20 protein-coding genes are annotated in these 22226 nt (G+C 52.4%); 6 read left to right on the forward strand and 14 right to left on the reverse strand.

The genetic code is table 11. The annotated features are described in order from the left end of the window. The first annotated feature begins 160 nt into the window (after positions 1–160). Both GC56T2_RS16030 and GC56T2_RS16035 read left to right on the forward strand, forming a co-directional pair. Entirely contained in the window at positions 161–1804 is a 1644-nt protein-coding gene (locus tag GC56T2_RS16030) for an SWIM zinc finger family protein (protein WP_144976572.1), read from the forward strand. Then, positions 1801–4563 carry a DEAD/DEAH box helicase gene (locus GC56T2_RS16035; protein WP_144976575.1) on the forward strand — a complete coding sequence of 921 codons (2763 nt, stop codon included), beginning with the start codon at positions 1801–1803 and terminating at the stop codon, positions 4561–4563. The genes GC56T2_RS16030 and GC56T2_RS16035 overlap by 4 nt, the downstream gene beginning before the upstream one ends. A 286-nt stretch (positions 4564–4849) precedes the next feature. Here GC56T2_RS16035 and GC56T2_RS16040 read toward each other — a convergent pair whose 3' ends face one another. From GC56T2_RS16040 to GC56T2_RS16095, 12 genes are all read right to left on the reverse strand, one after another. Then, positions 4850–5413: a Uma2 family endonuclease gene (locus GC56T2_RS16040; protein ID WP_144976577.1), complete on the reverse strand. Its 564-nt coding sequence runs from the start codon at positions 5411–5413 to the stop codon at positions 4850–4852. 453 nt (positions 5414–5866) lie between these two features. After that, a complete protein-coding gene (locus GC56T2_RS16045; RefSeq protein WP_144976579.1) occupies positions 5867–6838 on the reverse strand; it encodes an MTP-1 family protein in 972 nt (323 codons plus the stop codon). Between the two features lie 269 nt (positions 6839–7107). Further along, positions 7108–7596, reverse strand: coding sequence for a macro domain-containing protein (locus GC56T2_RS16050; RefSeq protein ID WP_144976581.1), 489 nt, complete (start codon positions 7594–7596; stop codon positions 7108–7110). 34 nt (positions 7597–7630) lie between these two features. Beyond that, entirely contained in the window at positions 7631–8026 is a 396-nt protein-coding gene (locus GC56T2_RS16055) for a DUF488 domain-containing protein (protein WP_144976583.1), read from the reverse strand. Between the two features lie 21 nt (positions 8027–8047). Next, positions 8048–8479 carry a hypothetical protein gene (locus GC56T2_RS16060; RefSeq protein ID WP_144976585.1) on the reverse strand — a complete coding sequence of 144 codons (432 nt, stop codon included), beginning with the start codon at positions 8477–8479 and terminating at the stop codon, positions 8048–8050. Positions 8480–8481: 2 nt separating this feature from the next. After that, positions 8482–9795 carry an AAA family ATPase gene (locus GC56T2_RS16065; RefSeq protein ID WP_144976587.1) on the reverse strand — a complete coding sequence of 438 codons (1314 nt, stop codon included), beginning with the start codon at positions 9793–9795 and terminating at the stop codon, positions 8482–8484. A 538-nt stretch (positions 9796–10333) separates the two neighbouring features. Further along, positions 10334–11209, reverse strand: a complete 876-nt coding sequence (gene galU, locus GC56T2_RS16070) for a UTP--glucose-1-phosphate uridylyltransferase GalU (protein WP_144976590.1) — start codon at positions 11207–11209, stop codon at positions 10334–10336. A gap of 638 nt (positions 11210–11847) precedes the next feature. Further along, complete coding sequence (locus GC56T2_RS16075) at positions 11848–12906, reverse strand: BtaManbiosPhlase (RefSeq protein WP_144976592.1); 1059 nt, start codon at positions 12904–12906, stop codon at positions 11848–11850. 2 nt (positions 12907–12908) lie between these two features. Continuing rightward, the gene (locus GC56T2_RS16080; protein WP_144976594.1) at positions 12909–13856 is read right to left on the reverse strand and encodes an MTP-1 family protein; all 948 of its coding nucleotides are present in this window, start codon (positions 13854–13856) and stop codon (positions 12909–12911) included. Between the two features lie 201 nt (positions 13857–14057). Then, the gene (locus GC56T2_RS16085; protein WP_370454571.1) at positions 14058–14204 is read right to left on the reverse strand and encodes a zinc ribbon domain-containing protein; all 147 of its coding nucleotides are present in this window, start codon (positions 14202–14204) and stop codon (positions 14058–14060) included. Positions 14205–14317: 113 nt separating this feature from the next. Further along, a complete protein-coding gene (locus tag GC56T2_RS16090; protein WP_144976597.1) occupies positions 14318–15199 on the reverse strand; it encodes an Rpn family recombination-promoting nuclease/putative transposase in 882 nt (293 codons plus the stop codon). 182 nt (positions 15200–15381) lie between these two features. After that, positions 15382–16317 carry a DMT family transporter gene (locus GC56T2_RS16095; RefSeq protein WP_144977429.1) on the reverse strand — a complete coding sequence of 312 codons (936 nt, stop codon included), beginning with the start codon at positions 16315–16317 and terminating at the stop codon, positions 15382–15384. Between the two features lie 268 nt (positions 16318–16585). Here GC56T2_RS16095 and GC56T2_RS16100 point away from each other — a divergent pair, with 268 nt between their 5' ends. The 3 genes from GC56T2_RS16100 to GC56T2_RS16110 all read left to right on the forward strand — a co-directional run bounded on the left by GC56T2_RS16100 (position 16586) and on the right by GC56T2_RS16110 (position 18703). Then, positions 16586–17059: a hypothetical protein gene (locus GC56T2_RS16100; RefSeq protein ID WP_144976599.1), complete on the forward strand. Its 474-nt coding sequence runs from the start codon at positions 16586–16588 to the stop codon at positions 17057–17059. A gap of 69 nt (positions 17060–17128) precedes the next feature. Continuing rightward, on the forward strand, positions 17129–17626 hold the full coding sequence (locus tag GC56T2_RS16105; RefSeq protein ID WP_144976601.1) for a L,D-transpeptidase family protein: 498 nt from the start codon (positions 17129–17131) through the stop codon (positions 17624–17626). A 171-nt stretch (positions 17627–17797) separates the two neighbouring features. Next, complete coding sequence (locus tag GC56T2_RS16110; protein WP_144976603.1) at positions 17798–18703, forward strand: RpnC/YadD family protein; 906 nt, start codon at positions 17798–17800, stop codon at positions 18701–18703. A gap of 143 nt (positions 18704–18846) precedes the next feature. Here GC56T2_RS16110 and GC56T2_RS18235 read toward each other — a convergent pair whose 3' ends face one another. Beyond that, on the reverse strand, positions 18847–19227 hold the full coding sequence (locus tag GC56T2_RS18235; protein WP_225995682.1) for a hypothetical protein: 381 nt from the start codon (positions 19225–19227) through the stop codon (positions 18847–18849). Between the two features lie 292 nt (positions 19228–19519). Beyond that, complete coding sequence (locus tag GC56T2_RS16120; RefSeq protein ID WP_144976605.1) at positions 19520–21286, reverse strand: GmrSD restriction endonuclease domain-containing protein; 1767 nt, start codon at positions 21284–21286, stop codon at positions 19520–19522. Positions 21287–21539: 253 nt separating this feature from the next. Between GC56T2_RS16120 and GC56T2_RS16125 the strand changes: the two genes are divergently transcribed. Beyond that, entirely contained in the window at positions 21540–21992 is a 453-nt protein-coding gene (locus GC56T2_RS16125) for an N-acetyltransferase (protein ID WP_023634264.1), read from the forward strand. Positions 21993–22226 lie beyond the last annotated feature (234 nt).

Genomic DNA, 22226 nt, shown 5'->3' on the forward strand with positions numbered 1-22226 from the left:
AAAAATGGTCTACCAACCGGTGATTGACAACGCCCGTAGTAGACCGAAAAAATGTTCTCCACAAAGTCTTGACTGACTCCCACCGCGAATCGCATAGCACTCTTCATCTCGACATGCTATAATTGAGTGATAGGGAAATGAACGGAAAGGACGAACCGACATGCTGCAAACTACCGTTTCCAAACCGCTCTTGCAACAGGCGGCGAGCGAATTGATCAAGGAATTCCCATTTTCCATCTTCCACCATCTGATTCAAAAAGGGCGCGACCTAGCCAGAAGCGGCCTGGTCTATAATGTCATGGTCGTCAACAGCCATGAAGTGGAAGGGGTCGTTTCCGACATCACCCCTCACGAAGTTATGCTTGATTTGACCAAGGCCCCCCGCCGCCATCGCTGTCCTTGTCCGACGGAAGGGTTATGTCCGCATATTTTAGCTCTATTTTTCTATGTCTACGGCAATGTCTTTGACAACGGAGAACTGTTTCGCCTTTGGAAAAAAGGGCAAATCAGCGCCGCGCCGAAAGAACCGGTCGCCCATGAATCAAACACGCTGGCGGCGAAACGGACAGGGAAAACGGCAAGCCTTCCGGTCGTAGCCCATGAAACCGTTGAAGACTGGTGGGACCAATTTGAGCGACAGTACGAAGACTTTTTCGCGCGTCAGCAAAGTGGAGCCAACTGGCCGTATCGCTTGGCTTTCCAGCTCCTCCCGAAGCTAGGCAAAAACAACGGAAGGCAAGCCGGCGCCCGTCCGTTGCGGGAGCTGCACGCCGCTCTGTTTTTGCTGGAAAAACTTCGCGAGTACGGAGAGGCGCAAGGGTGGAGCGACGGCGGATTCGGTTCTTACCGGCAATTTTCGTGGCATCAGGACGTCAACTATGTCGCTGGCCGCGCCTTGGCCGCCTTGGAAGCATTCTCCACCCAGTCGCCGCCGCGATCGCTCAACGCCTTGGTTGAACAGACGATTTTATACGTTCGCGATGGGCTGTTTTGGGAAGGGGAGCTGGCGTCGTTCGGTTATGACCTTTACACCACCGCCTGGGAAACGCTGTTTACCAAGCCGGCCTGGCGCCAAGAAGAACGGGCCGAACTCCTTCAGCTCGCCAAAAGCCAAGACAACATCCGCGCCGCCATGGCGGCTGCTCATCTTTCCTTCCTGCTTGGCGAAGACGACGAAGCGATCGCGCTTTACCGCGCGTTCCCCGATCAGGCAGGCGTGTTTTTGGCGGAATGGTTCGGACGATTCATCCAAAACGGCCTCCTAAAGCGGTTTGAAGCCGTCTGGGAAAAAATAAAGCACGACTGGCCGCTTTACCTTTCGCATATCCCGGCTTTCGTCCGAAGCAGTTTTTTAGAGGAAACCGCGCACTGGTTCGAAATGTACGCCCGCCACCGAAACCGCCCGGGCGCATGGGAAGAGTTTTTGCAGCGCAGCCTCCCATACAGCGTCAACGAGTACACTCATTTTTTGTATAAACAAAGACGCGATCAGGAACTGGTGGATCTATTCTTATGGGCGAACATCACCGCCGATGAGCTGCCTCCGCCGATGCTCAAAACATTGCAAGCGCGCGGGACAGAGCTCGTCATGCCGTTATATCATCGCACAGTGGTGAAGCTGCTCAACGAGAAAAACCGCTCGAGCTACCAAAAGGCTGTCCGTTATTTGAAAACGTTGCGGGCTCAGTACCGCTCCACCAAGCGGCTCGATCAATGGGAAGCCTATCTCGAACAACTGCTCGCCCAGACGGCGCGCCTGCGCGCGTTTCATGAAGAATTGAAGAAAGGAAAATTGCTTCCATGAAAGCATTGGAGACGATTCAAATTTCCTGCCGGTGGAATGAAGAGCTTCGATGCTTCGAGCTCTCCGGTTCCACCCATCCCTTTTCATGGGTTTCACCGTTATTGGCCTGGCATGAAGAAACGTTTTACGGCACCATGATCGAAATCGAAAACGACATCGTGCGGTTATCGCCTTGGCAAGCGCTCACTTGGTTCGCATTGCATCCGCATTCGCGCTTTTCAGCCGTTGAATGGGCGGATGAATTCACCGCCCGCCTGGAAGCGTGGGCGAAGCACATTTGGAACGATGTGCGCGAGCGCCGCTTCCTTCCTGATGCTTCCTTATGGAAAAACACAGGCGGCGCATGGAACGAGGCGGGACGCACCCGTTGGCGCGGCGCGGACGATGACCCCGATCCGTTCGTCGCCACATGGCGGTCGCTGGCGATCGCCGACTGGCTCTCCCGCGACCCGGAACTCCGCCGCCTCTGGGGCGAAATCGTCCGGGCGTATCCATTGATCGCCGCTCAGAGCGACCAATGGACCGGAACAGAGGAGGACTGGCTCGAACAAATCGGCTGGCTCGGCGACCGACCGCCGTTTACCGTCGGCCTGCGCCTTACCGAACCTGAGAAGGACGGGGAATTATGGACGCTCGAGCCGGTAGCCCTCGCCCTCGATGACAGCGTCATCGCGCCCCTTGATCGTCTGCCGCGCGCTTGGCGTCCATATGAATCATCGGTCGCCCGGGCCATTCACCGCATTCAGGGGATCGTGCCGTGGCTTGGCGATGAAAACGAATCTTTGCTTCGTGAATTGTCCGATGACCAAGCGTGGCGCTTTTTATCGGAAGAAAGCGTAAAGCTGACGGAAGCGGGCGTGAGGCTGCTGCTCCCTGACTGGTGGCATGACATCCGCCAGGCGCAGCTGTCGATTAAAGCGAAGCTGTCCCCTTCCGTCCGCACTGAATCGCTCTTTGGGCTCGAACGGCTCTCGGAGTTTGACTGGCGGGTGGCCACCAACGGCATCGAATGGACGGAAGAAGAGTTTGCCGCGCTGGCCGAACAACAACGGCGCCTCATCCGTCTGCGCGGCCAATGGCTCATTCTCGATCCCGCCTTAGTCCGTCGCGCCCAAGCGCTCATGGAGAAGGCGAAAAAAGAAGGGGTGCCGATTCATGAAGTCGTCGCGCAAACGTTATTGGCGGAAGCCAACGAACGCGAAGAGGCAATAGATGAAGAGATCCCCATCGAGATCGACGTTCATGACCAATTCCGGGCGCTGATCCGCCAGCTGCAAACGATCGATGAGCTCCCTCGCGCGAACGTGCCACCATCGTTTCAAGGCGTGCTCCGTCCATACCAGCAGCGCGGCGTCGACTGGCTCGTCTTTTTGCGGCGATTTGGCTTCGGCGCCTGCTTGGCCGATGACATGGGGCTCGGCAAAACGGTGCAGCTGCTCGCCTACTTGGCTTACGTCAACGACACCGAGCGCCCGAACGCGCCAGCGCTTCTCATTTGCCCGACAAGTGTCATCGGCAACTGGCAGAAGGAATGCGCCCGCTTCGTCCCCACTTTGCGCGTGTACGTGCATCATGGACCGAACCGGGCGAGAAACGATGCCTTTTTGCAGGCGGCAAGGGAGGCTGATCTCGTCATTACGTCCTATCCCCTTGCCCATTTGGATCATGACGATATAAAACAGATCCATTGGCATGCCATTTGCCTCGATGAAGCGCAAAACATCAAAAACGCTCAGACGAAGCAGGCGCGCGCCATCCGCCGCTTGAACGGCAACCATAAAATCGCCCTATCCGGCACGCCGGTGGAAAACCGTTTGAGCGAGCTTTGGAGCATTTTCCACTTCTTAAATCCGGGCTACCTCGGCAGCGCCGCCGAATTCGAACGCCGGTTTGCCGGTCCGATTGAAAAAGACGGCGATGCCCGGAAAAAAGCGGCGCTCCAAGCGCTCATCCGTCCGTTTCTGTTGCGGCGGACGAAAACCGATGAAGCGGTCGCCCTCAATTTGCCGGATAAAATCGAGCAAAAAGAATACTGTCCGCTCACCGCGGAGCAGGCGGCTTTGTACGAGCAGCTCGTCAACGACACGCTCGAACGGGCGAAAGCGGCGAGCCCGTTTGCGCGGCGCGGGTTGATTTTGCAGATGGTAAACGGCGTCAAGCAAATTTGCGACCACCCAGCGCTCTATTTAAAAGAACGCCAACCGCGCCAACTGGTCGAACGGTCGCACAAGCTGGAAAAACTCGTTGAACTCGTCGAGCAAATTCGGGCGAACAACGAGTCTTGCCTGATTTTCACCCAATATGTCCGGATGGGGGAAATGATTCAAGAGCTGCTGTCCGATCTGTTGGATGAGCGGGTGCTGTTTTTGCACGGCGGCGTCCCGAAACCAACGCGCGACCGAATGGTGGAGGAGTTTCAAGCTCAACACGCGTCGATTTTCCTGCTGTCGCTCAAGGCGGGCGGCACCGGGCTCAACTTGACCGCCGCCAACCACGTCATCCATTTCGACCGCTGGTGGAACCCGGCCGTCGAAAACCAAGCGACCGACCGCGCCTACCGCATCGGGCAGACGAAATTCGTCCACGTTCATAAGCTGATCACGACCGGGACGATTGAAGAAAAAATTGACGAGATGCTCGAACAAAAACAAGCGCTCGCTGATGTGATCACCGAAGGCGAAGCGTGGATCACCGAGCTGTCCGACGATGAACTGCGCGACTTGCTCGCCTTATCCGCCGCAGCGAAAGGAGGCGCCTGATCATGACGGAAGAAAAGCCAAAGCGCAAGAAAAAAACAGTGGAAAACCCGTGGGAGAAATTGCTGAAGCGGATGGAAGAAAAAGTGAAAGAGCGGGAAAAGCGGCAAAAGCAGCCGTAAAGGGACATCACGCGGGCGATGAGCGCCGCCTCGATCCATTCCATAGGCAATGGTTTGTCCTTCACCCAAGCATGAAAACCACGGCTCGTCGGTGTGGAATTTTCATAGAAACAGCGTGGGATTGTTCCCACGCTGTTCGCTTTCAAGCCCATCCTCTCGGCATCCTATCAATGAAACAACTCGGCCATATCGATTGCGAGCCCGGGGAAATACATAGAGCGAACCGTTCCTGTTCTCACTTGAACATCCTCCTGCTCATAGAGCCGTTCTTCATTGAGCACATACACCGTCACAGCCTGTTTCATCGGATTGACTATCCAATATTCATGGACACCGCACGCCATGTACAAATTGAACTTTGTGACAAGATCATGCGCCTGGTTCGATGGACTGAGAATCTCGACGATCAACGGCGGAACCCCGATATACTTCGCTCCATCCAGCCCTTTTTCGCCGCAAATGACCGTCAAGTCCGGAACCACCACATGTCGTTCCCCTGTTTGCTCATCGACCAGTTCCACATCAAGCGGCGCTGCCAACACATCGCACGGCTTTCCTCGAAAAAACAAACTGAACTGAAAATGAAGGCGGCTCGAGATGAGCTGATGCCGAACGCTTGGCGACGGGGTCATATACACGGCCCCATCAATATACTCTAAACGATCATCGCTTTGTTCACGCAGGACCCAATAGCGCTCATACGACACACCAGAAGCAAGCGGCAAAGACAACAAAGGCCCCTCCCCATTCCCCTTTTTTCTCAGTATACCGGATGGCTTCAGACGGGGCAACGGGAGGAAAATGGCCTTTCCTAGGAAGGCGGTGATTGAAGGGAGTGGGGCGCTTCCCCGCCTCGTTTCGCAAATACAAAAAACCCCGCGGCATCAGTCCTGCTTTTCACACGTTCCCCCATCGATCAAGAGAAACAGTCGTTTTTCACCAGCCTTCCGGGAGAGCCGTTTGCCCCCTAATTACCGCCAGCCATTGTTGTCTATCCTCCAAACAAGCCACATTCATGTCAAACATGGAGAAACCAATCATTGTTGACCTATCGTGTGAACCGGTCATGTTCATGTCAAACCGAGCTCCTTCCTACCAAGCAAGAAACATCGCGACCAAACGGAAAAAGGATCGGCCGCCAGCCTTCCTCATCAAGAGAAGGTCTGTCGTGCCGATCCTTTTCGCTAAACGGAAGCATACATCCGATCAAGTTCTTGCGCCTCGTACTTGACAAACGGGTCGATCAAGGAAATTTTTTGCGCCTCGGCATCGCCGACGCCGGCGTACAGCTCGGCGGTCCCGTCGCCTTTGCGGATCAAGCCGCCGCTGAAGACGACGTTCGTCAAATCCGGCCGCTTCGCCGGCCCATCCAAAAAGTGAGAGCGAAGCGCCAACAATTCCAGCTCAGAGCGCTCCATCGTCTCTGGATTCAATACGAACACCATCGGATAGTAATGGCGGTTGCCGTGCTCGTCAAAGCAGGCGATATGGCCGAGCGCCCCAACAAGCCCGTTGGCCAACAAATGCGCTTCATTCACACCGCCCCATTCCTCATCGGTGAATTGGGCGTCAAGCAGCGGAGCGGCTTCAATGACGTCCGGCGTCAAGTCATCGAGCGAAAAAATGCGGGTAAAGCCGATCTTTCCGCGTCCGCCCTTTTCCCCTTGCGGCCGGGTGAAAACGCCGATCGAGCCGTCTTTCAGCTCGACAAGCCGAATATCTTTCATCCCGTCCGGCCCCTGCGCGAACGGTTTCAGCCCCCGGATGTTCGAGCCGCGATAAAAGACTGTCCGCCAACAATACTCGCCGCGAAACACCGGATGCGGAAACGTTTCCACCCCACCAAACACAAGCTGGCCGTGAATGCGCGCCACAAACGGATCTTGCAAGGCAAACACCGGCGCTCCTTCGCGCGGAATCCAAACCCCATCGCGCTCCACGAAAAAGTACACTTCCGACTGTTCGCTATCCCGCGATTCGACGCGGCCAGCGATGACCAACTCGCCGTCATCTGCAAACGGCGCGGAAATATTATAAACGTCTCGATCCCCAACACCCGCAAAGCGCAATTTTTGCGGCTCAAACGGCTGTGGGGCCAAGCGGAATTCATCGACTAACACTTGACATGTCTTCAATGTCGGTGATTGGAACAGCATCATCATCCCTCCAGGCGTTGCCAAAAACGCCGTGCGCCTTGTTTTTGGCTGTTGTCCCTGAACAGGCTTGCACAGGAAACGCTCGTTGACTTCCTTTTCCCCAAGTCCCATTCATCGGACAGGAATGGCAGCGCCACCTCCTAGGCTAGACAAGGAAGTCCATGAAACTCGTTTGTGTGTTATATTATAATATGATATGGAGAATTGTGAAACCCGTTATTGTTTGCCAAAAAAGAAGAGCCAAGCGTTGTCAAGGCCCTTTTTCTTCCTCATTTATTTAGTTGAACATGATGGATAAACGACTCATCGATGTCCACGACCACAAACTCCACATCCGTTACCGGCGCGAGCACCTCGGCAAACAACCGCGCCACTTTTTCTTTGTCAAGCCCCCCAACACCTGTCCCGAGCGCCGGAAGCGCCACCTTCTTGATCCCGTGCTTCCGGCAGTGCGCGACCAGCCGCTCGAGGCATTGGCGAACGATCGCATACGATGTCTCTCCTGCCGGCTGCTTCATCGTCACAAGATGAATCACGCCGCGAAACGGCAACGTTCCCGCTCCGGTCACATACAGATCGCCCGGCTGCGGATTTTGCGCTTGGCAGATGCGGATCGCCTCTTCCTCAATCACGCGTCCGCCCGCCCGGCGAATCGCCGCCGCCACCCCGCCGCCCATCGGCCCGATGCCGTTGGCGGCATTGCAAATGTACTCGACCCCTTCCACCTTCGTCAAATCGCCGACCATGGCGCGTATCACCGTTCATCCCTCCCGCCAAGGTTGATCGTTATCGTTATTCCATCTGTTCGCACCGCTTCCCATATGCTCCGTTATGGCCGTACCGACGCAAAAATTCCCGCAGGACAACAGCATGGTTATATCGCTCATCTTTCGCCGCATAAAGCAGCGTCACCGTTCCCGAAAGCGAAAGCAGCTCCTTCACCAACGCCTGCTTCGTCCCGTCTGTCGTAAGCTCCCACTCGTACCGCCTGGCAAACTCGGCAAACCGCTCGGGCCGATGGCCGAACCATTGCCGCAATTCCGAGCTTGGGGCGATCTCCTTCATCCATCGGTCAAGGTGCGCCTCGCTTTTCGCCACGCCCCGCGGCCAAAGGCGATCAACGAGAATGCGGATGCCATCATCCCGTTCGGCCGGGGTATAAATCCGTTTTAGCCGGTAATCATCCATATCGTTTGCCTCTTTCCTGCCCTATACGTTTACCTCGTCCCACTTGGCCTTTACCACTAATGTCCCGCCCGTTCTCCTCAACATTTTTTCCAGCTTAATCAAATAAGTCGATTTCAAAGCGGGCGTCCTCACACGGGTAGTCACGATTCTCCCTTCGAATATATATCCAGGCAACCATTTCCCTAACTGTTCAATTGTTCGGGTGATCTGGTGTACGGCTTTCTCAAGGTCAGACCCTTTTAGTTCGATGAAAAATGCCCGATCTCCTTCTATCACTAAAAATAAAAAATCGCATTTTACCCCCTCTTTAAGCAGACAACCGTCTACACGGTACAGGGCCACCCTCTTTTCCTTCTTATTGACGAAACGAACCCCTCTTCCGTTTTCCTCAACAACAGCTAATTTTCGATGGTCGCAATATTGCAAACAACTTTCCCATTCTACAACCGACATGTTTACTCCCCCGCTTCCTCCGCCTCCATGAGCTCATCAAGTACACAGTTGATCGCAGATGATGCTTCATCGATCGCTTCGGCCTGAATCAACCGTAATTCATCATCGATAATGCTTCGGTAGCGGAATCTCCCTCCCTCGCTCTCCAACATGTAGGCCTTTAACCGCTCCGGAGAAAGGCGCAGCTTTCGGTCCACAATCGGATCGGCGCGTCGATCCAGCTTTTCTCCAATCTTGGCCGCGTACAAATAAATATTGAAAGCGGATAAAATATATGGGCTATGAGTCGTAATCACTAGCGTATTATCCGTCGCATTTAGCAATAATGCAAACAAGGCGACCATTTCTTTTTGCGCGCTCGGGTACAAGTGAGCCTCAGGCTCCTCAATAACCATAAACACTCGTCGCCGTTCCAAAATAACCGTGAATATAAGCAACAAAATCCACACTACTTCTTGTTGCCCTGAGGATGAAAATTTTAGCTTTGTATACTCTCTTTCATTAAAAAAGATTTTTTCTCCATGGTCAGAGAACATGTACTTTCCTTTCATCACCCGCTCAATAATATCAATGGCAAACCGAATCGCCTCAAAGTCAATTTTCTCTGTCGAAAATTTTTTCCGATCCTCGACAATTTCCTCAAACGATTGCGAAAACATCTTCTTCAGCAAGTTAATTCGTTCGATAAACTGTTCTGTCAAGACATCGAGTTGCCGTGGGTTAATATCTTGCAGCTGATCGGACAACGTCGCGACTAAACTTCTACCTGCCGGAATGAAGATCGATGTTTTCGAATCGCCAAATACTTCATCAATAGACGTTTTAATTGTTTCCACAACACTTTGTTGCCGCGCTTTCCAAGATGAGACATTCCAAAAATCAGTCAACAGCCGCTCTTGATATTGCGTCTCTTTTTTTAGCTGAATAACGTGCTTGAACGTCTCTAAAATCCCCTTTTTCAAGGAATCGCTAAAGTGGATTTGCACATAACCATCTTTCAAGTCAAGACGCACAAATTTTCCGTCACTATATTCATAACGAATGTGAAACGGTTTCATATGTTTTGTCGTTCCAAAGTAACCGACAAATTTTCTCCTAAGATATTTATTGAACTCAAAAAACGGGCTGTGCTCATCCGTTTGTCGGGACGAAAGCAAATAATTTACCCATTCATCCGGAATAGAGCGGAAGAAAAAAATCAGTTTGCTAATCGTACTTTTTCCGCTCGCTTGAGGACCAATCAAAATCGTTACATCGGTAATCTCCTCATCAAACAGCCCCACTGGCCCAAAATGCTCAATGCGAATGCGAGCCATACCTACCCTCCTCTTGCGGCCATTTTCGGTCTATATGATCGCCCCGCGTGTTAATGATCTTGAGAAAAAATACACCCGGAACTTGAAATCGTCGTTTTCCGAACATTGTTTTTCCACTAAACAAATTGATGCTCTTTAGCTCGTCCAATTGAATGCGCCAAATGGTTTTGCAATGTTCACCTCAAACGCTTCAATCATACCGAGTCCACCTGCCCTCTTCCTTTTATAGGGCAACAAATTCAACAAAGAACATTTGTTCTAATTTCATTGTAACCGTCCCATTCTCAAGGAACAACACGAACATTTCGACAAAAATTTCACGAAGCGAACACACGCCGGGCAATCGGTTTTTCCGTGCTGCTCCGACTTGTAAGGCCGCCATGCGTCAGAGCACACGGTTCACCGTACAAGCGGATGTTGCAATCCAGCCTAGATGATCACCAACATCCCGCCATCAAACGGTTCGCCATTCATGCAGATCACGCGCCTATTTTTGGCGAGCCGCGTTTGGCATGCACCCCCAGTTCGCCGCTCGTCCTCACCGCTTCTCCTTCGCCACAATCTGCTCCAAAAACGCAAGCAAATCGGCGCGCAACTCTTCATTTTGCAAGGCAAACTCGATCGTCGTTTCAATAAAGCCGAGCTTCTCTCCGACATCGTACCGTTTTCCTTCAAACTCGTAGGCAAAGACACGTTGAATTTCGTTGAGCTGCCCGATCGCATCCGTGAGCTGAATCTCCCCACCTGCGCCAACTTCCTGTTTCTCTAAAAACAAGAAAATTTCCGGTGTCAACACGTATCGTCCGACGATCGCCAAATTCGACGGCGCCGTGCCCGGCGCTGGTTTTTCCACGAAGCGACGAACTTGGTAGCGGCGTCCTTGCTGCTCGAGCGGGTCGATGATCCCGTAGCGGTGCGTCTCTTCCTCCGGCACGCGCTTGACGCCGATCACCGAACTGAACGTCTGTTCATACTGCTCAATAAGCTGTTTTAAACAAGGCGTTTCCGCTTGGACGATATCGTCACCCAACAGCACCGCAAACGGCTCGTCCCCGATGAAATTGCGCGCGCACCAGACCGCATGCCCTAACCCTTTCGGCTCTTTTTGGCGAATGTAGTGGATGTCCACTTTGGATGGCTCTTTTACTTTCTCAAGCAAGTCCAATTTTCCTTTTTGCTTGAGCAGCTGCTCGAGCTCAAACGCATAATCAAAATGGTCTTCAATCGCCCGCTTCCCTTTCCCGGTGACGATGATAATGTCCTCAATGCCGGATGCCATCGCCTCTTCCACAATATATTGAATCGTCGGCTTATCGACAATCGGAAGCATCTCCTTTGGCATCGCCTTTGTCGCCGGCAAAAACCGCGTTCCAAGTCCTGCTGCCGGAATGATGGCTTTGCGCACCTTTTTCATTTCTGCTGTTCCTCCTCTATTCCACGATGATCAATCATTGGCACCCTATCTAGGCGGCCGGTGATTGAAGGGAGCAAGCCGCTGATCAAACCCGTTTCTCAAATATAGAAAAGACTTGTCGCATCAGGATCGTCTTTCAAACGCTCCCCCATTGCTCAAAAGAAACAACCGTTTTTCACCAGCCATCTAGAAGCGCGGTGATGGTAAGAGAGTGCAGCTTACCAGCCCCGTTTCTCAAATAGAAAAACCCTGTAGCATCGATACTCCTTTTCACACCTTCCCCATCGATCAGGGGAAACAGCCGTTTTTCACCACCTCTCTAAGAGGCTGATGATTTCATCGTGTATACGGCTGTACAATATCATTTCTCTATGAGAAAAACTTTGTTGCATCAATCCTGTTTTTCACTCATTCTCGCCTTGATGAAGGGAATCAGCGCCTTTTCACCGACCTTCTAGAACTATATCCTTTGATGTTCACATCGATGTACCATTGTATGGTGAACAGTTGCGTTGTTTTTATTATACCAAATCCTGTGGAATGGAAAAGAAACGAAACTGTTGCGCCAACCCAAAAAGAAACGCCCGGCCGTTCGGGCGTTTCCGTTCTGGCATCGCCACCGGCGGGCAACTTTACGATTATACTTTCACAAGCGAATCCAAAATCTCGCCGAGCTTCAGCTCGACGCACGCCATCGACGTATCGGCGGCGCCGTAATACATTTTCACGACATCGCCCTCAACGAGCGCTCCGCACGAGAACACGACACGCCCGAAAAAGCCGTTCACTTCGTAATCGGCCTCCGGCTCGACGAGCGGCCGCTCCGAGCGGGCGAGAACTTTCGATGGATCGTTCAAATCGAGGAGCACCGCCCCCATGCAGTAGCGGTGGTCTTCCGACGCCCCGTGGTACAGCTCAAGCCAGCCGTGCTCCGTCTTGATCGGCACCGCCCCGCCGCCGATGCGGGCGCTGTCCCATTTTCCTTCCCGCAAACCGAACAAAAAGCGGTGGTTCCCCCAGTAGCGCAAATTGTCCGACTCCGCGATCCACACCTCAGGGCGGCCGTTGCTTCTTGGCACCGGCCGATGAAGGGCGTAATACTTGCCGTTGATCTTCTCCGGGAAAATGAGCACATCTTTGTTTTCCGGCGCGAAGATCATGCCGTGATGCACAACCGTCCGGAAATCCGTCGTTGACACCATCGCTTCGCCGACTCCTTTGGGTGAGACGGCACTGAAATAAATGTAATACGTTCCATCAATACATGTGATGCGTGGATCCTCAATGCCAAACGTCTCCAGCTCATTGGACGGATAGACGAACGGCCGATCCTCAATCGCAAACCGCCGCCCATCTTGACTGCGGGCGAGGCGCAAATAGGAAAGCGACGTCAAATACAAAAACCGCTCCGACCCTGCCTCTTTAATGACCCTCGGGTCGGAAAAATCATAGCGCGGGTCATCCTTGCGGAACTCGTACACATCGACCTTCCCCGTCCGTGGATTCCACACCGGCGCCTTCACCACGTTCGGGTCATCCGAAACCGGCCGCTCGGCCACGCGCAGCAGCAGCAATACTTCCCCTTGAAATTTCGCCACCCCAGCGTTAAACGCCCCGATCACTTCAAATCCGTCATGGTACGGCGGCACATCGTTCGGTGTAATCAGTGGGTTTTCTTCGTAGCGGTAAAGGTGCATCGTCACCCCTGCCTTTCGTATTTCGTAAATGGATCAACAATCGTTAGTTTTTGCGCTTCTGCGTCACTTGTTCCAGCATAAAAATCGGCCGTGCCATCCTCTTTGCGAATCAGTCCACCGCTAAACACCACATCCGCCAAATCCGACCGCTTCGCCGGGCCGTCGAGGAAATGGGCTCTGGTGGCAATCAACTCCATGTCCGACGCTTCCCCGGTATCCGGATTGAACGCAAACACCATTGGATAATAATGACGGTTCCTCTCCTCATCAAAGCAGGCAATATGCCCGAGAACGCCGACCAACCCATTGGCAAGCAAATGAACTTCATTGGCGCCTCCCCATTCTCCGTCCGCAAACTGGCCATCAATCAACGGGGCGTCTTGAATCGCTTCGACCGTCAGTTCCTCAAGCGAGCCGACACGGGTGAATCCGATTTTTCCGCGTCCGCCTTTTTTCCCTTGCGGACGGGTGAAAACCCCGACCGATCCATCCTGCAGCTCGACAAGGCGGATATCTTTCATCCCATCAGGCCCCGTAAAGAACGGCGTCAAATCATGGAGCGTCGTTCCTCGGTAAAACACCGTCCGCCAATACAGCATCCCGCGCAGCACAGGATGAGGAAACGTCTCCACACCGCCAAACACCAAATGCCCGTGCACCCGCGAAACAAACGGATCCTGCAGCGCAAACACCGGCGCCCCTTCCCGCGGCACCCATGTCCCTTCACGCTCGACGAAAAAGTATACTTCGGATTGCTCACTGTCTCTTGCTTCCACCCGTCCAGCAATGACCCATTCGCCACCGTCTTCAAACGGCGCGGAAATGTTGTACACATCCCGCCCTCCAACGCCGGCAAACACGAGTTTCTCCACCCGAAGCGGCTGCGGTGCGCGCTGGAATTCCTCAAGCAATGTCTTGCATGTTTTCCTTGTCGGCGTCCTTGTCTGCATCACGTCTCTCCCTGCTCCCTCTTCCATCATGATCGTTCTATTTATTATGAACTGCATGCCCTCTGTGACATACTCCCACCACCTACGCTGACGCTTAGAGGTGGGGGCTTCTCGGGTCATCCCGTCTAACAACAGGAAGTGGATCGAGTGATCCCCGTGTGCCCCACGGTTCGACATCCAGTTAGACCCTACCTAACTGTTTCAGACCTTTCTTTTTTTTAGATTGATGGCAGAGTTGACATCTCGATCAGCCTCAAAACCGCAATCACAGCGGAATCGGCGTTCGGAAAGAGACAATGACTCTCTGACTTGCCTACGACATGAAACATGTTTTGGGGTAAGTGCTATTGTCTACAAAACTGATCAAACGGGAATCAACGGCAGCGAAACAGAAGCACTAGGGCGGGGCTGGTCTTTCGCCCCGCCTGTTTGCCAAGCAGCGTGCGGCGATTCCTTTCCATTCACTTGGAGCCGCCTTGTTTCATTTCCTCAATCTCCGCCACAGACAATCCGGTCAGTTCGTGAATCGTTTGCGCATCAAACCCTTTCCGCAACATTCGTCGCGCGATGTGCCGTTTTTCTTGTTCTGCTCCCTCTTTGCGTCCTTCCTCCCGTCCTTGAATTTTTCCCCTTTGCTCATATGAGATGATCAATTCCAGCACGCGTTCTTTTTCTTTCGTCTCCATTTGTTCCACCTCGCTTCGGAGCTGTTGTTCTTCTTCATTGGACAGCTTCACATACGTTTCGAAAAAGCCCATCAACAGACGCTGTTTGGCCTCGTCTAGCTCGAGACGCACCAGCATGCGCAAAAATTGCTTTTTCAGTTCCACTCGTTCACTTTCAGTATACCCCATTTTGCTAAGCAGCGCAGCCGCCACCGGGTTGTCGGTGCGGATGAATTGGCGCCAGTTTTGCTTAGGCAACTCCACATGGAAAAAGCGAAAGTCAAGCACATGGCCAAACGGAAAGGAGAGCGTGAACGAGGAGGGTTCGTCTCGGATGGCATCATAGCTGAAGACGGCAATCGGAATGATCGGAGCGCGGTATTTTTCAAACAAGCGGCTGAAATAAAGAAACATTCGCTCAGGAAACGACGATTGGATGTACGCTTGGTTTTCCACATGAACAATGATCCATCCGTCTTCCCCTTTGAACTTCGTTTTCGCCAGCAAGTCTACCCGATACTTCTCCCCAGCCGTTACATCCGTAAACAGCTCTTCGGACAAAAACGACAAATGGTTGAAATCAATATGCTCGTGCATATCCGGGAAGAAGAGAAGCACAAATTCCTCAAAAAACGTCTGCAACAGCTCTTTGAACAGCCGGTCGTGATCGATCGCCATACATTCACCTCACAAGAATACGTTTCGTATTCTCCTTTTCGGCATCATCCGGCAAAATCCTGCCCATGGTAAAAAATGGCTGTCTTTTTTCGAGAAGAGACAGCCAAACACCAAGCCCCTATCTGCTTCTGGCAGCACGAACGTTTCCTCCTTGCGCGCATGGCGTCAACGCGGGGAGCGCGCTACCCCAGCCCCGCCTTCCTTCCCCCAGCCGCAACTTTCGCTCGGCGGAAACGGGCGATGACGTCATCCATCCCCCCACTACCGAGCATCACGCCCGCAACGATGAAGAGAAAACCGGCCAGCTGCATCCATGAAATCGGCTCGCCAAGCAGCCAATGCGCCCCAAGCAGCGAAAAGAGCGGATTCAAGTTGATAAACACCGCCGACTCGGCCGGGCCGAGGTGCTGCACAGCCTGATTGTAAAACATATGGCCGAGCGCCGTCGCCACGACCGCTGAAGCGAGGAAAATGAGCCAAAGCGACAGCGTGCCTGTTTTCAAACTCGACAAGCCATGCGGTTCAAGCGCGAAACTTAGGACAAACAGCCAAAGCGACCCAAAGACAAGCATCCACCCTGTCATCACCCGCGCCTCAACCGTCGCCTTTTTGATCAGAATGAAGCTGATTCCTTGCGCCAAGACAGCCAAAAAGACGTACACATCCCCGATTGACAAATGGCCGAGGCCGCCGTTGCCGTTCGCGACGACAAACACGACCCCAAAAAACCCAAGCGCGATGCCGAGCAACCGAAACGGCGTCGGACGCTGGCCTAAAAACACGATCGCCAACAGCGCCGTCACCAGCGGCACGAGCCCTAAAACAAGCCCCACATTCACCGCCGTCGTGTTCGTCAGCCCCACCGCGAGGAAAAAGTGGTGAGCGACGACACTAAACATGGCGGCCAAACCGATCTGTTTTGCCTCTTTCCAGCCAACTTTGCCGAGCCGCCCGGTCCCCCATAAAAACAAAAGCACAACAGCACCAGCCGTGAAAATCCTAAGCGCCGTCAAGGTCACCGGCGAAAAGTGCTCGACGAGGATCTTCAGCGCCGTCACGTTCAATCCCCAAGCGACCATGATCCCAACCAGCAGCGCATAAATGAATGATTTCCTCATCACTCTCTACCTCTCCTGCCTGTTCGATATTCCGCGGAACGTCAAAGGAAAAACGGAGCTCTATGCGCTCCGCCTTTCCGCCTGCTTTCCAATCAGACCAACCGCCGTTTCTCACGCCCGTACATCATTACGGCTCCTACCATCCATTGTACTACAATCTGATGAATGTTTTGACGAAAACATACGGCCGTATGTCAATCCCGCCCCCTTTCCTGCCATATCCACCGCCCATCGCGCATATCGTATAACAGAGAGGAGAGAAGACTCGATGTTCCCACGCTACCGTCAAAAAATGATCCGAGCCAAGACGGGGGTGGCGGTTCTCGCTCCCGTCGCCGTGTTGGTGGCGATCTTGTCTCTGTTTCTTTTGAGCGAACGGAACGAGGCAAAAGAAATCGTTGACACGTTTTACCGCTACGAACAAGCAGGAGACTTCGGCAGCTCTTGGGAGCTGTTTCACCCGCTCATGAAAACGAAATTCCCAAAAGACGTCTACATCCAGCGCCGCGCCCACGTCTTTATGCAAAACTTCGGCGCCGAGACGTTCGAATACCGCCTTGACGAAGTGGAGCACTTGTCTTCTTGGTCGATGTCAGACAAACAAAAACCGTTCCAAGACGTCTACCGCATCCGCGTCATCCAGACGTTTCATAGCGTTTTTGGCGTGTTTGAACTCCATCAAGACGTGTTTGTCGCGAAGAAGAATGGGAAATGGGGCATCGTATTTTCTTATAATTCATAAACCATCGTAGTTCTTCATTAACTGCTATCATGGCACTTCTCCAGCGAGCGAGAAAGGAGTGAAATAGAAATGTATCAACATATCGTCAAACGCGGGGAAACGATCGCATCCATCGCCAGAGACTACCGCACGTCCGTCGCGGCGCTGCTTCGCGCCAACGGCCTTACCGCCTCGTCCGTCATCGTTCCCGGCCAAGCGATCCTCATCCCCCACCTTCCGGCCAAAGGCTCGATTCCGTATACGATCCATGTATCGATCAGCCGCCGGCAACTCACCTTAAAGTATCGAGGACGAACGATCCGCACCTATCCCGTCGGCGTCGGCAAAATGGTGACCGCCACCCCCGTCGGCGACTTTGTCATCGTCAACCGCCAGCCCAACCCAGGCGGACCGTTCGGTGCGATGTGGCTCAGCTTATCGAAAATCCATTACGGCATCCACGGCACGAATGACCCGTCCTCAATCGGCAAATACGTATCCAAAGGCTGCATCCGCATGCACAACAAAGACGTGCTCGAACTCGCCTCGATCGTCCCGAACGGAACGGAAGTGTTCATTCGGCCGTGAGGGCAAAACAGCACCATTCATCCATCTGTTCCGGGTCGCAACCTGTTTTCTGTTTCAAGGAGATGCCATGCGCTCCCACCGAACGAACACCGTGTTCCCGCTCACGATGGCAGCTGACAATCGGTCGGGCAAGTAGTATAATTTAGGTAAAAAGCGAATGGAGTGGAGAGGATGCCGGGCGGGATCTCGCATCACGCCAAAGACATTTTGTTCAAATCACTCAGCGCATTGTACCAAAACCAAGCCCTCGATGTATACGGACTTCACGGACTCCCGCGGATCAAAGCAGTGCTGCCAACCGAATTTCCGTCTGTTCGGGCGGACGAACGGCGCGCCGACACCGTGTTTCTTCTCGAAGACGATTCCATTTTGCTTCTGGAATACGAAAGCAACGAACGATTTCTCGACAACCATTTGAAGTATCTCGATTATGCCTGTCGGCTCCTTCACACATACTATCAACAGGACAAACGAATCCGCCCGATTCGCATCGTTGTGATCTACACAAGCGATGTCACGAGCGCCCGCGAACAGCTTGACGCCGGCGACGTGCTTCTTTCATCCAAAGCGGTGCTGCTTGGCGAATTCAACGGCGATGCCATTTTCCATGCCATTGAAGAAAAAGTCCACAACGGCGAACCGCTCACTCCGGAAGAAACGATGAAACTCATCCTCGTTCCGCTCATGCACACCCGCTTCGACCGGCAAACGATGATCGAAAAAACGATCGAACTGGCGAAAACGATCGACGACGAACCGAAACAGCTGCACATCATCGCCGGCGTCCTGACCGCCACAGATAAATTCATCGACCGGTCATACGCCGAAAAAGTAAAGGAGTGGATCAAAATGAACAAAGTGTTTCGCCTGTTAGTCGAAGAACTTGAACAAGAAAGAGAAGAAATGTTGAAGAAAGTGATGCAGGAAAAAGAGCAAGCGGTTAAGCAAGCCGAAAAACAGAAAGCCATTGAAATCGCCAAAAACTTCCTTGATGTCTTGCCCATCCACGAAGTGGCGAAACGGACCGGCCTGACCGTCGCCGAAGTCGCCGACCTTGCAAAGGAAATGGACAAATAGGCAGCACAAAAGAGCCGCAACCGCGCGGCTCTTATCACTGGTCTTTTCCCTATGGCTCTTGGCGTGTGGAACAAGCAACAGTCGGACTTTTCCCTTGGCCTTTGGCCGCCAAAGCGAGCGCACTTCCCAGTGTGTCAATCCCTCTACTCGCCGCTTGCCAATCGCTGACGGGCTTCATCCGTTAACAACAAATACGGACGGCGTTTCCCCTCCTCCTGGCGCACCACTTTCTCCGTCCACGGGTGAAGCAAAAACAGCCCTAACTTTAGACGGAATTCCGGGTCCACCATTTTTTTCCGCACGCCATCTTCATGGGCGATGAGCTTCTCAATCACATTGACCATCGCCTTCTTGCTTAGAAACACATCCTTCTCCTTCGAACTCAATCGCACAATAACCCCCTCATCGGAAAACGAAACAACGCGAAACGCTTCCTTCCCTTTGAACGTCGATACCATTTTTCCTTCGTACAGCTTATCCAGCAACGACTTCCACATTTCCTCCGCAAACAGCCGTTGGTTCATGCCCTCTCCCCAACGATAACAAGTGCCTTTTTCCGTTCCCCTACCCCTGCACAGCTTCCGATCCAAACGAACTTCGCATATCGGCCAGTTGCACCGCCAGTTTTTCCAATTCATAAATATTCTATTTCCATTTGTCTGCTGTCCAGCAGCCAATGTATCTGTTCCTGTTTTTCCACCAAGTTTTCCCCCTTTGATCTCCCTGCGAATACGTCGTTCCAAGGCATTTGTTCCTTTTCCTTGAAACTTGAAATATAAACCAAAACCTCTCCCCTACAACATCCTCCCGTCCCGCTCACTCCACTTTCTTACCCATCACCCGCTCGATCATCGCAAGCAGAGCCAGCCTTCTTTTTTCAAAAAACTGGTCAAAATCATCCGCTCTTATCGATGCCACATCAATGACATGCGTTTGCAGGATGTCATCCAACACCGCTGCCGAAACGCCTTTCCTCTCCTCTAGTTTCTTCAAATATACACTTGGAGCATCACGGCCAATCATCCGATTCGTTTTATAGGACAATGGGGTTTTATTCATAATGCAATCGTACTTCGCTTTCTCAATCCCCCGTTTTTCACAATAGTCACGAGGGAAAATATGGTGAATATCAATCGATTCGCCGTAATACGTCTGAATATCGATCGGCACCCCTGATAAGAAATCCCGCGCCCCTTCCCTCATTAACAACGCATGCAAGCCTTTGTAAGCCGCACTATTTCGAGTACGCAACGTCAAGAGACGGTCAGCGGCGAAATTGGCATCCCGTACCGTCGTAGGTTCCGCACCGCCGTGAATCCATTCGATGACCTCGACCAAGTCACGAGCAATCCTTGTCTCAGTCGCTCCTCCGTATAGTTCGCCCAATACGCCGCACCAATACCAGCGGGCAATTTGATCACGGACACGAACATTGTGCGCCACTGCCCCCAACTCGACAAAAATGGCTGCCAACGGAATCAACTGTGTTCCATACGGCAAGTCTCGTGCTGAGAACACGTGCTGCTCGTGCAGAAACTTGGCCGCCTGGATAAAACCTTCGGTAACACGGTCAGCCCAATCCCGATAATCTGCCAGCGTCAACTGCAAAATGTCCCGCCGTTTGCAGCTGACCGCCGCACCGTCCCTCATTCTTCTTCGGTTATACGTTGCCAACAATGTGACTGCCTGCAAGAAATCAGTGCTGCTCATATCAGATAACACTTTGTTGTAAATTTCTCCGGATTTCTTTAATTTCGCTTCCCGTTCCGCCCAGTCATTCCGCAACTTGAAATCCTCCGCCGCAAATGTGGCCGTAAGAAGTTCGAATACGGTTAGAGATACTCCTCCAGTGTTTACATTCTCAAAAACTTGGCAAACCGCTTCCTTCGGAGTCGGTTTTCTAAGCATAATGACGGGCACTTGGTATTGCTGAAAACGGGGAAATACGTCAGTCATCAACCTTTGCCATTTCAATGACCGTTCCGCAATTTTCGTCGGATCAGAAAAATAGCGTGTCTGCCATGCTAACAATCCCGCAGGGTCAAGAAGCAAGTTAACTGGAAGCATTCCCGCCTCACATTCTTTCTCCAAATCAGAACAGTCAAGGACGATTTTCCCCCCTGGCCCTCGAATGATTCGATCTTCGGGAACACTGACAATCGTTTCTTCCCGGTCTACGTCAGGGTCCAAAATTTTATCAATGTCAATGTAGTAGAACCTTTTGATTTCCTTCCCCCTCTTGTCTCTTGTCACCACAGGTGCCTTTAATTTCAATGACTGGAACAGTGCCGTCAGCCGTTGTTGACCGTCAAGAATAAGTCGTTCTGGTTCCACCCGTTGACTTTCATCCACCCCTTCAACCGGTCTTGAGGCAAAACGGACATTCGGATTTCCCGTCTGCAGCATCATCACTGCACCGATCGGATAAGAGAGAGAAACACTGATCAACAAATTCCGAATCCGCTCGTCATCCCAAACCCAGCCTCTCTGAAAATCAGGAAGCTGTGTTCGACATTCCTGAATGCTTTCAAGCAAATCAAGCAAACTTTCGACCGTACTGTCAAACGTGGTAATCGTGCTCATATCCTTCCCCCTCGTTTCATGAAAAACCCTACACTTCCATACGATTCAATCGACCAATATGCCATCATCCAATGCATATTCCTGTTGCTTTCCAAAAAACACTTTATTCTTTCGACAATGGCATTCTTGTTCCTCCTGCCGCGCAGCGTTTGGCAGAAACATCCCCCAGCCAACGAAAATCTGTGGTTGAATATAAAAACAAAATATTGTATATTTATAAATACACAATGACGATTGATCGCGAGGGATCCAAATGCAAATCGACCATGCCGTCACGAGCGATGTCAAAGACATGCACGCGCTCATCCAACACTATGCGGAAAAAGGATTGGTGTTGCCCCGCTCGCTGCTGTCCATCTACCAGCACTTGCAATGCATGTATGTCGCCAGGGAAAACGGTCAAATCGTCGGCACCGCTGGGCTGCATATCCTAGGGCACGATCTCGGGGAAGTGCGTTCGCTCGTCGTATCTCCTGAGCATATGGGGAAAGGAATCGGCCGCCTGCTCGTTGAACATATTGCGAACGAAGCGGCCAGACTCGGGGTGAAGCGGTTAATCTCCTTCACGTACCAAGTGGAGTTTTTTCGAAAATGCGGGTTTGAGATCGTAGATAAATCAACACTGCCGGAAAAAGTGTGGATTGACTGTGTCAATTGCCCGAAACTCGACTGTTGCGATGAAACAGCCATGATCAAATACATTTGACCCTCCTCCCACCCGCATGGCGGGAAAGGAGGGAGAGCCCTTGGAAAAACCTTTTTTCCTCCGCTGTTTCGCTCTCTATACCCTTAACTAAAAACGAGTATGTTCGAAACTGGAAGGCTGGTGATTTCGTGAAAAATCGCGGAAAACGGAATCTCTTCTCAAATTGAGAAGTCCTGTAAAATCAACGCTTCTCTTTCAGCCGAAAGCAACGGGTTCGGCGAAATCGGTCGTTTT

It is taken from the genome of Geobacillus sp. C56-T2, assembly GCF_007829715.1.
Lineage (GTDB): Bacteria > Bacillota > Bacilli > Bacillales > Anoxybacillaceae > Geobacillus > Geobacillus icigianus.

Excerpts from the sequence above, each read along its gene's own strand:
- GC56T2_RS16075 (WP_144976592.1), bottom strand. The coding sequence starts at position 12,906 with ATGCACCTTTACCGCTACGAAGAAAACCCACTGATTACACCGAACGAT.
- GC56T2_RS16080 (WP_144976594.1), bottom strand. The coding sequence starts at position 13,856 with ATGCAGACAAGGACGCCGACAAGGAAAACATGCAAGACATTGCTTGAG.
- GC56T2_RS16030 (WP_144976572.1), top strand. The coding sequence starts at position 161 with ATGCTGCAAACTACCGTTTCCAAACCGCTCTTGCAACAGGCGGCGAGC.
- GC56T2_RS16090 (WP_144976597.1), bottom strand. The coding sequence starts at position 15,199 with ATGGCGATCGATCACGACCGGCTGTTCAAAGAGCTGTTGCAGACGTTT.
- GC56T2_RS16110 (WP_144976603.1), top strand. The coding sequence starts at position 17,798 with ATGCCGGGCGGGATCTCGCATCACGCCAAAGACATTTTGTTCAAATCA.
- galU (WP_144976590.1), bottom strand. The coding sequence starts at position 11,209 with ATGAAAAAGGTGCGCAAAGCCATCATTCCGGCAGCAGGACTTGGAACG.
- GC56T2_RS18235 (WP_225995682.1), bottom strand. The coding sequence starts at position 19,227 with ATGAACCAACGGCTGTTTGCGGAGGAAATGTGGAAGTCGTTGCTGGAT.
- GC56T2_RS16125 (WP_023634264.1), top strand. The coding sequence starts at position 21,540 with ATGCAAATCGACCATGCCGTCACGAGCGATGTCAAAGACATGCACGCG.
- GC56T2_RS16035 (WP_144976575.1), top strand. The coding sequence starts at position 1,801 with ATGAAAGCATTGGAGACGATTCAAATTTCCTGCCGGTGGAATGAAGAG.
- GC56T2_RS16095 (WP_144977429.1), bottom strand. The coding sequence starts at position 16,317 with ATGAGGAAATCATTCATTTATGCGCTGCTGGTTGGGATCATGGTCGCT.
- GC56T2_RS16055 (WP_144976583.1), bottom strand. The coding sequence starts at position 8,026 with ATGGATGATTACCGGCTAAAACGGATTTATACCCCGGCCGAACGGGAT.
- GC56T2_RS16045 (WP_144976579.1), bottom strand. The coding sequence starts at position 6,838 with ATGCTGTTCCAATCACCGACATTGAAGACATGTCAAGTGTTAGTCGAT.
- GC56T2_RS16100 (WP_144976599.1), top strand. The coding sequence starts at position 16,586 with ATGTTCCCACGCTACCGTCAAAAAATGATCCGAGCCAAGACGGGGGTG.
- GC56T2_RS16065 (WP_144976587.1), bottom strand. The coding sequence starts at position 9,795 with ATGGCTCGCATTCGCATTGAGCATTTTGGGCCAGTGGGGCTGTTTGAT.
- GC56T2_RS16105 (WP_144976601.1), top strand. The coding sequence starts at position 17,129 with ATGTATCAACATATCGTCAAACGCGGGGAAACGATCGCATCCATCGCC.
- GC56T2_RS16060 (WP_144976585.1), bottom strand. The coding sequence starts at position 8,479 with ATGTCGGTTGTAGAATGGGAAAGTTGTTTGCAATATTGCGACCATCGA.
- GC56T2_RS16120 (WP_144976605.1), bottom strand. The coding sequence starts at position 21,286 with ATGAGCACGATTACCACGTTTGACAGTACGGTCGAAAGTTTGCTTGAT.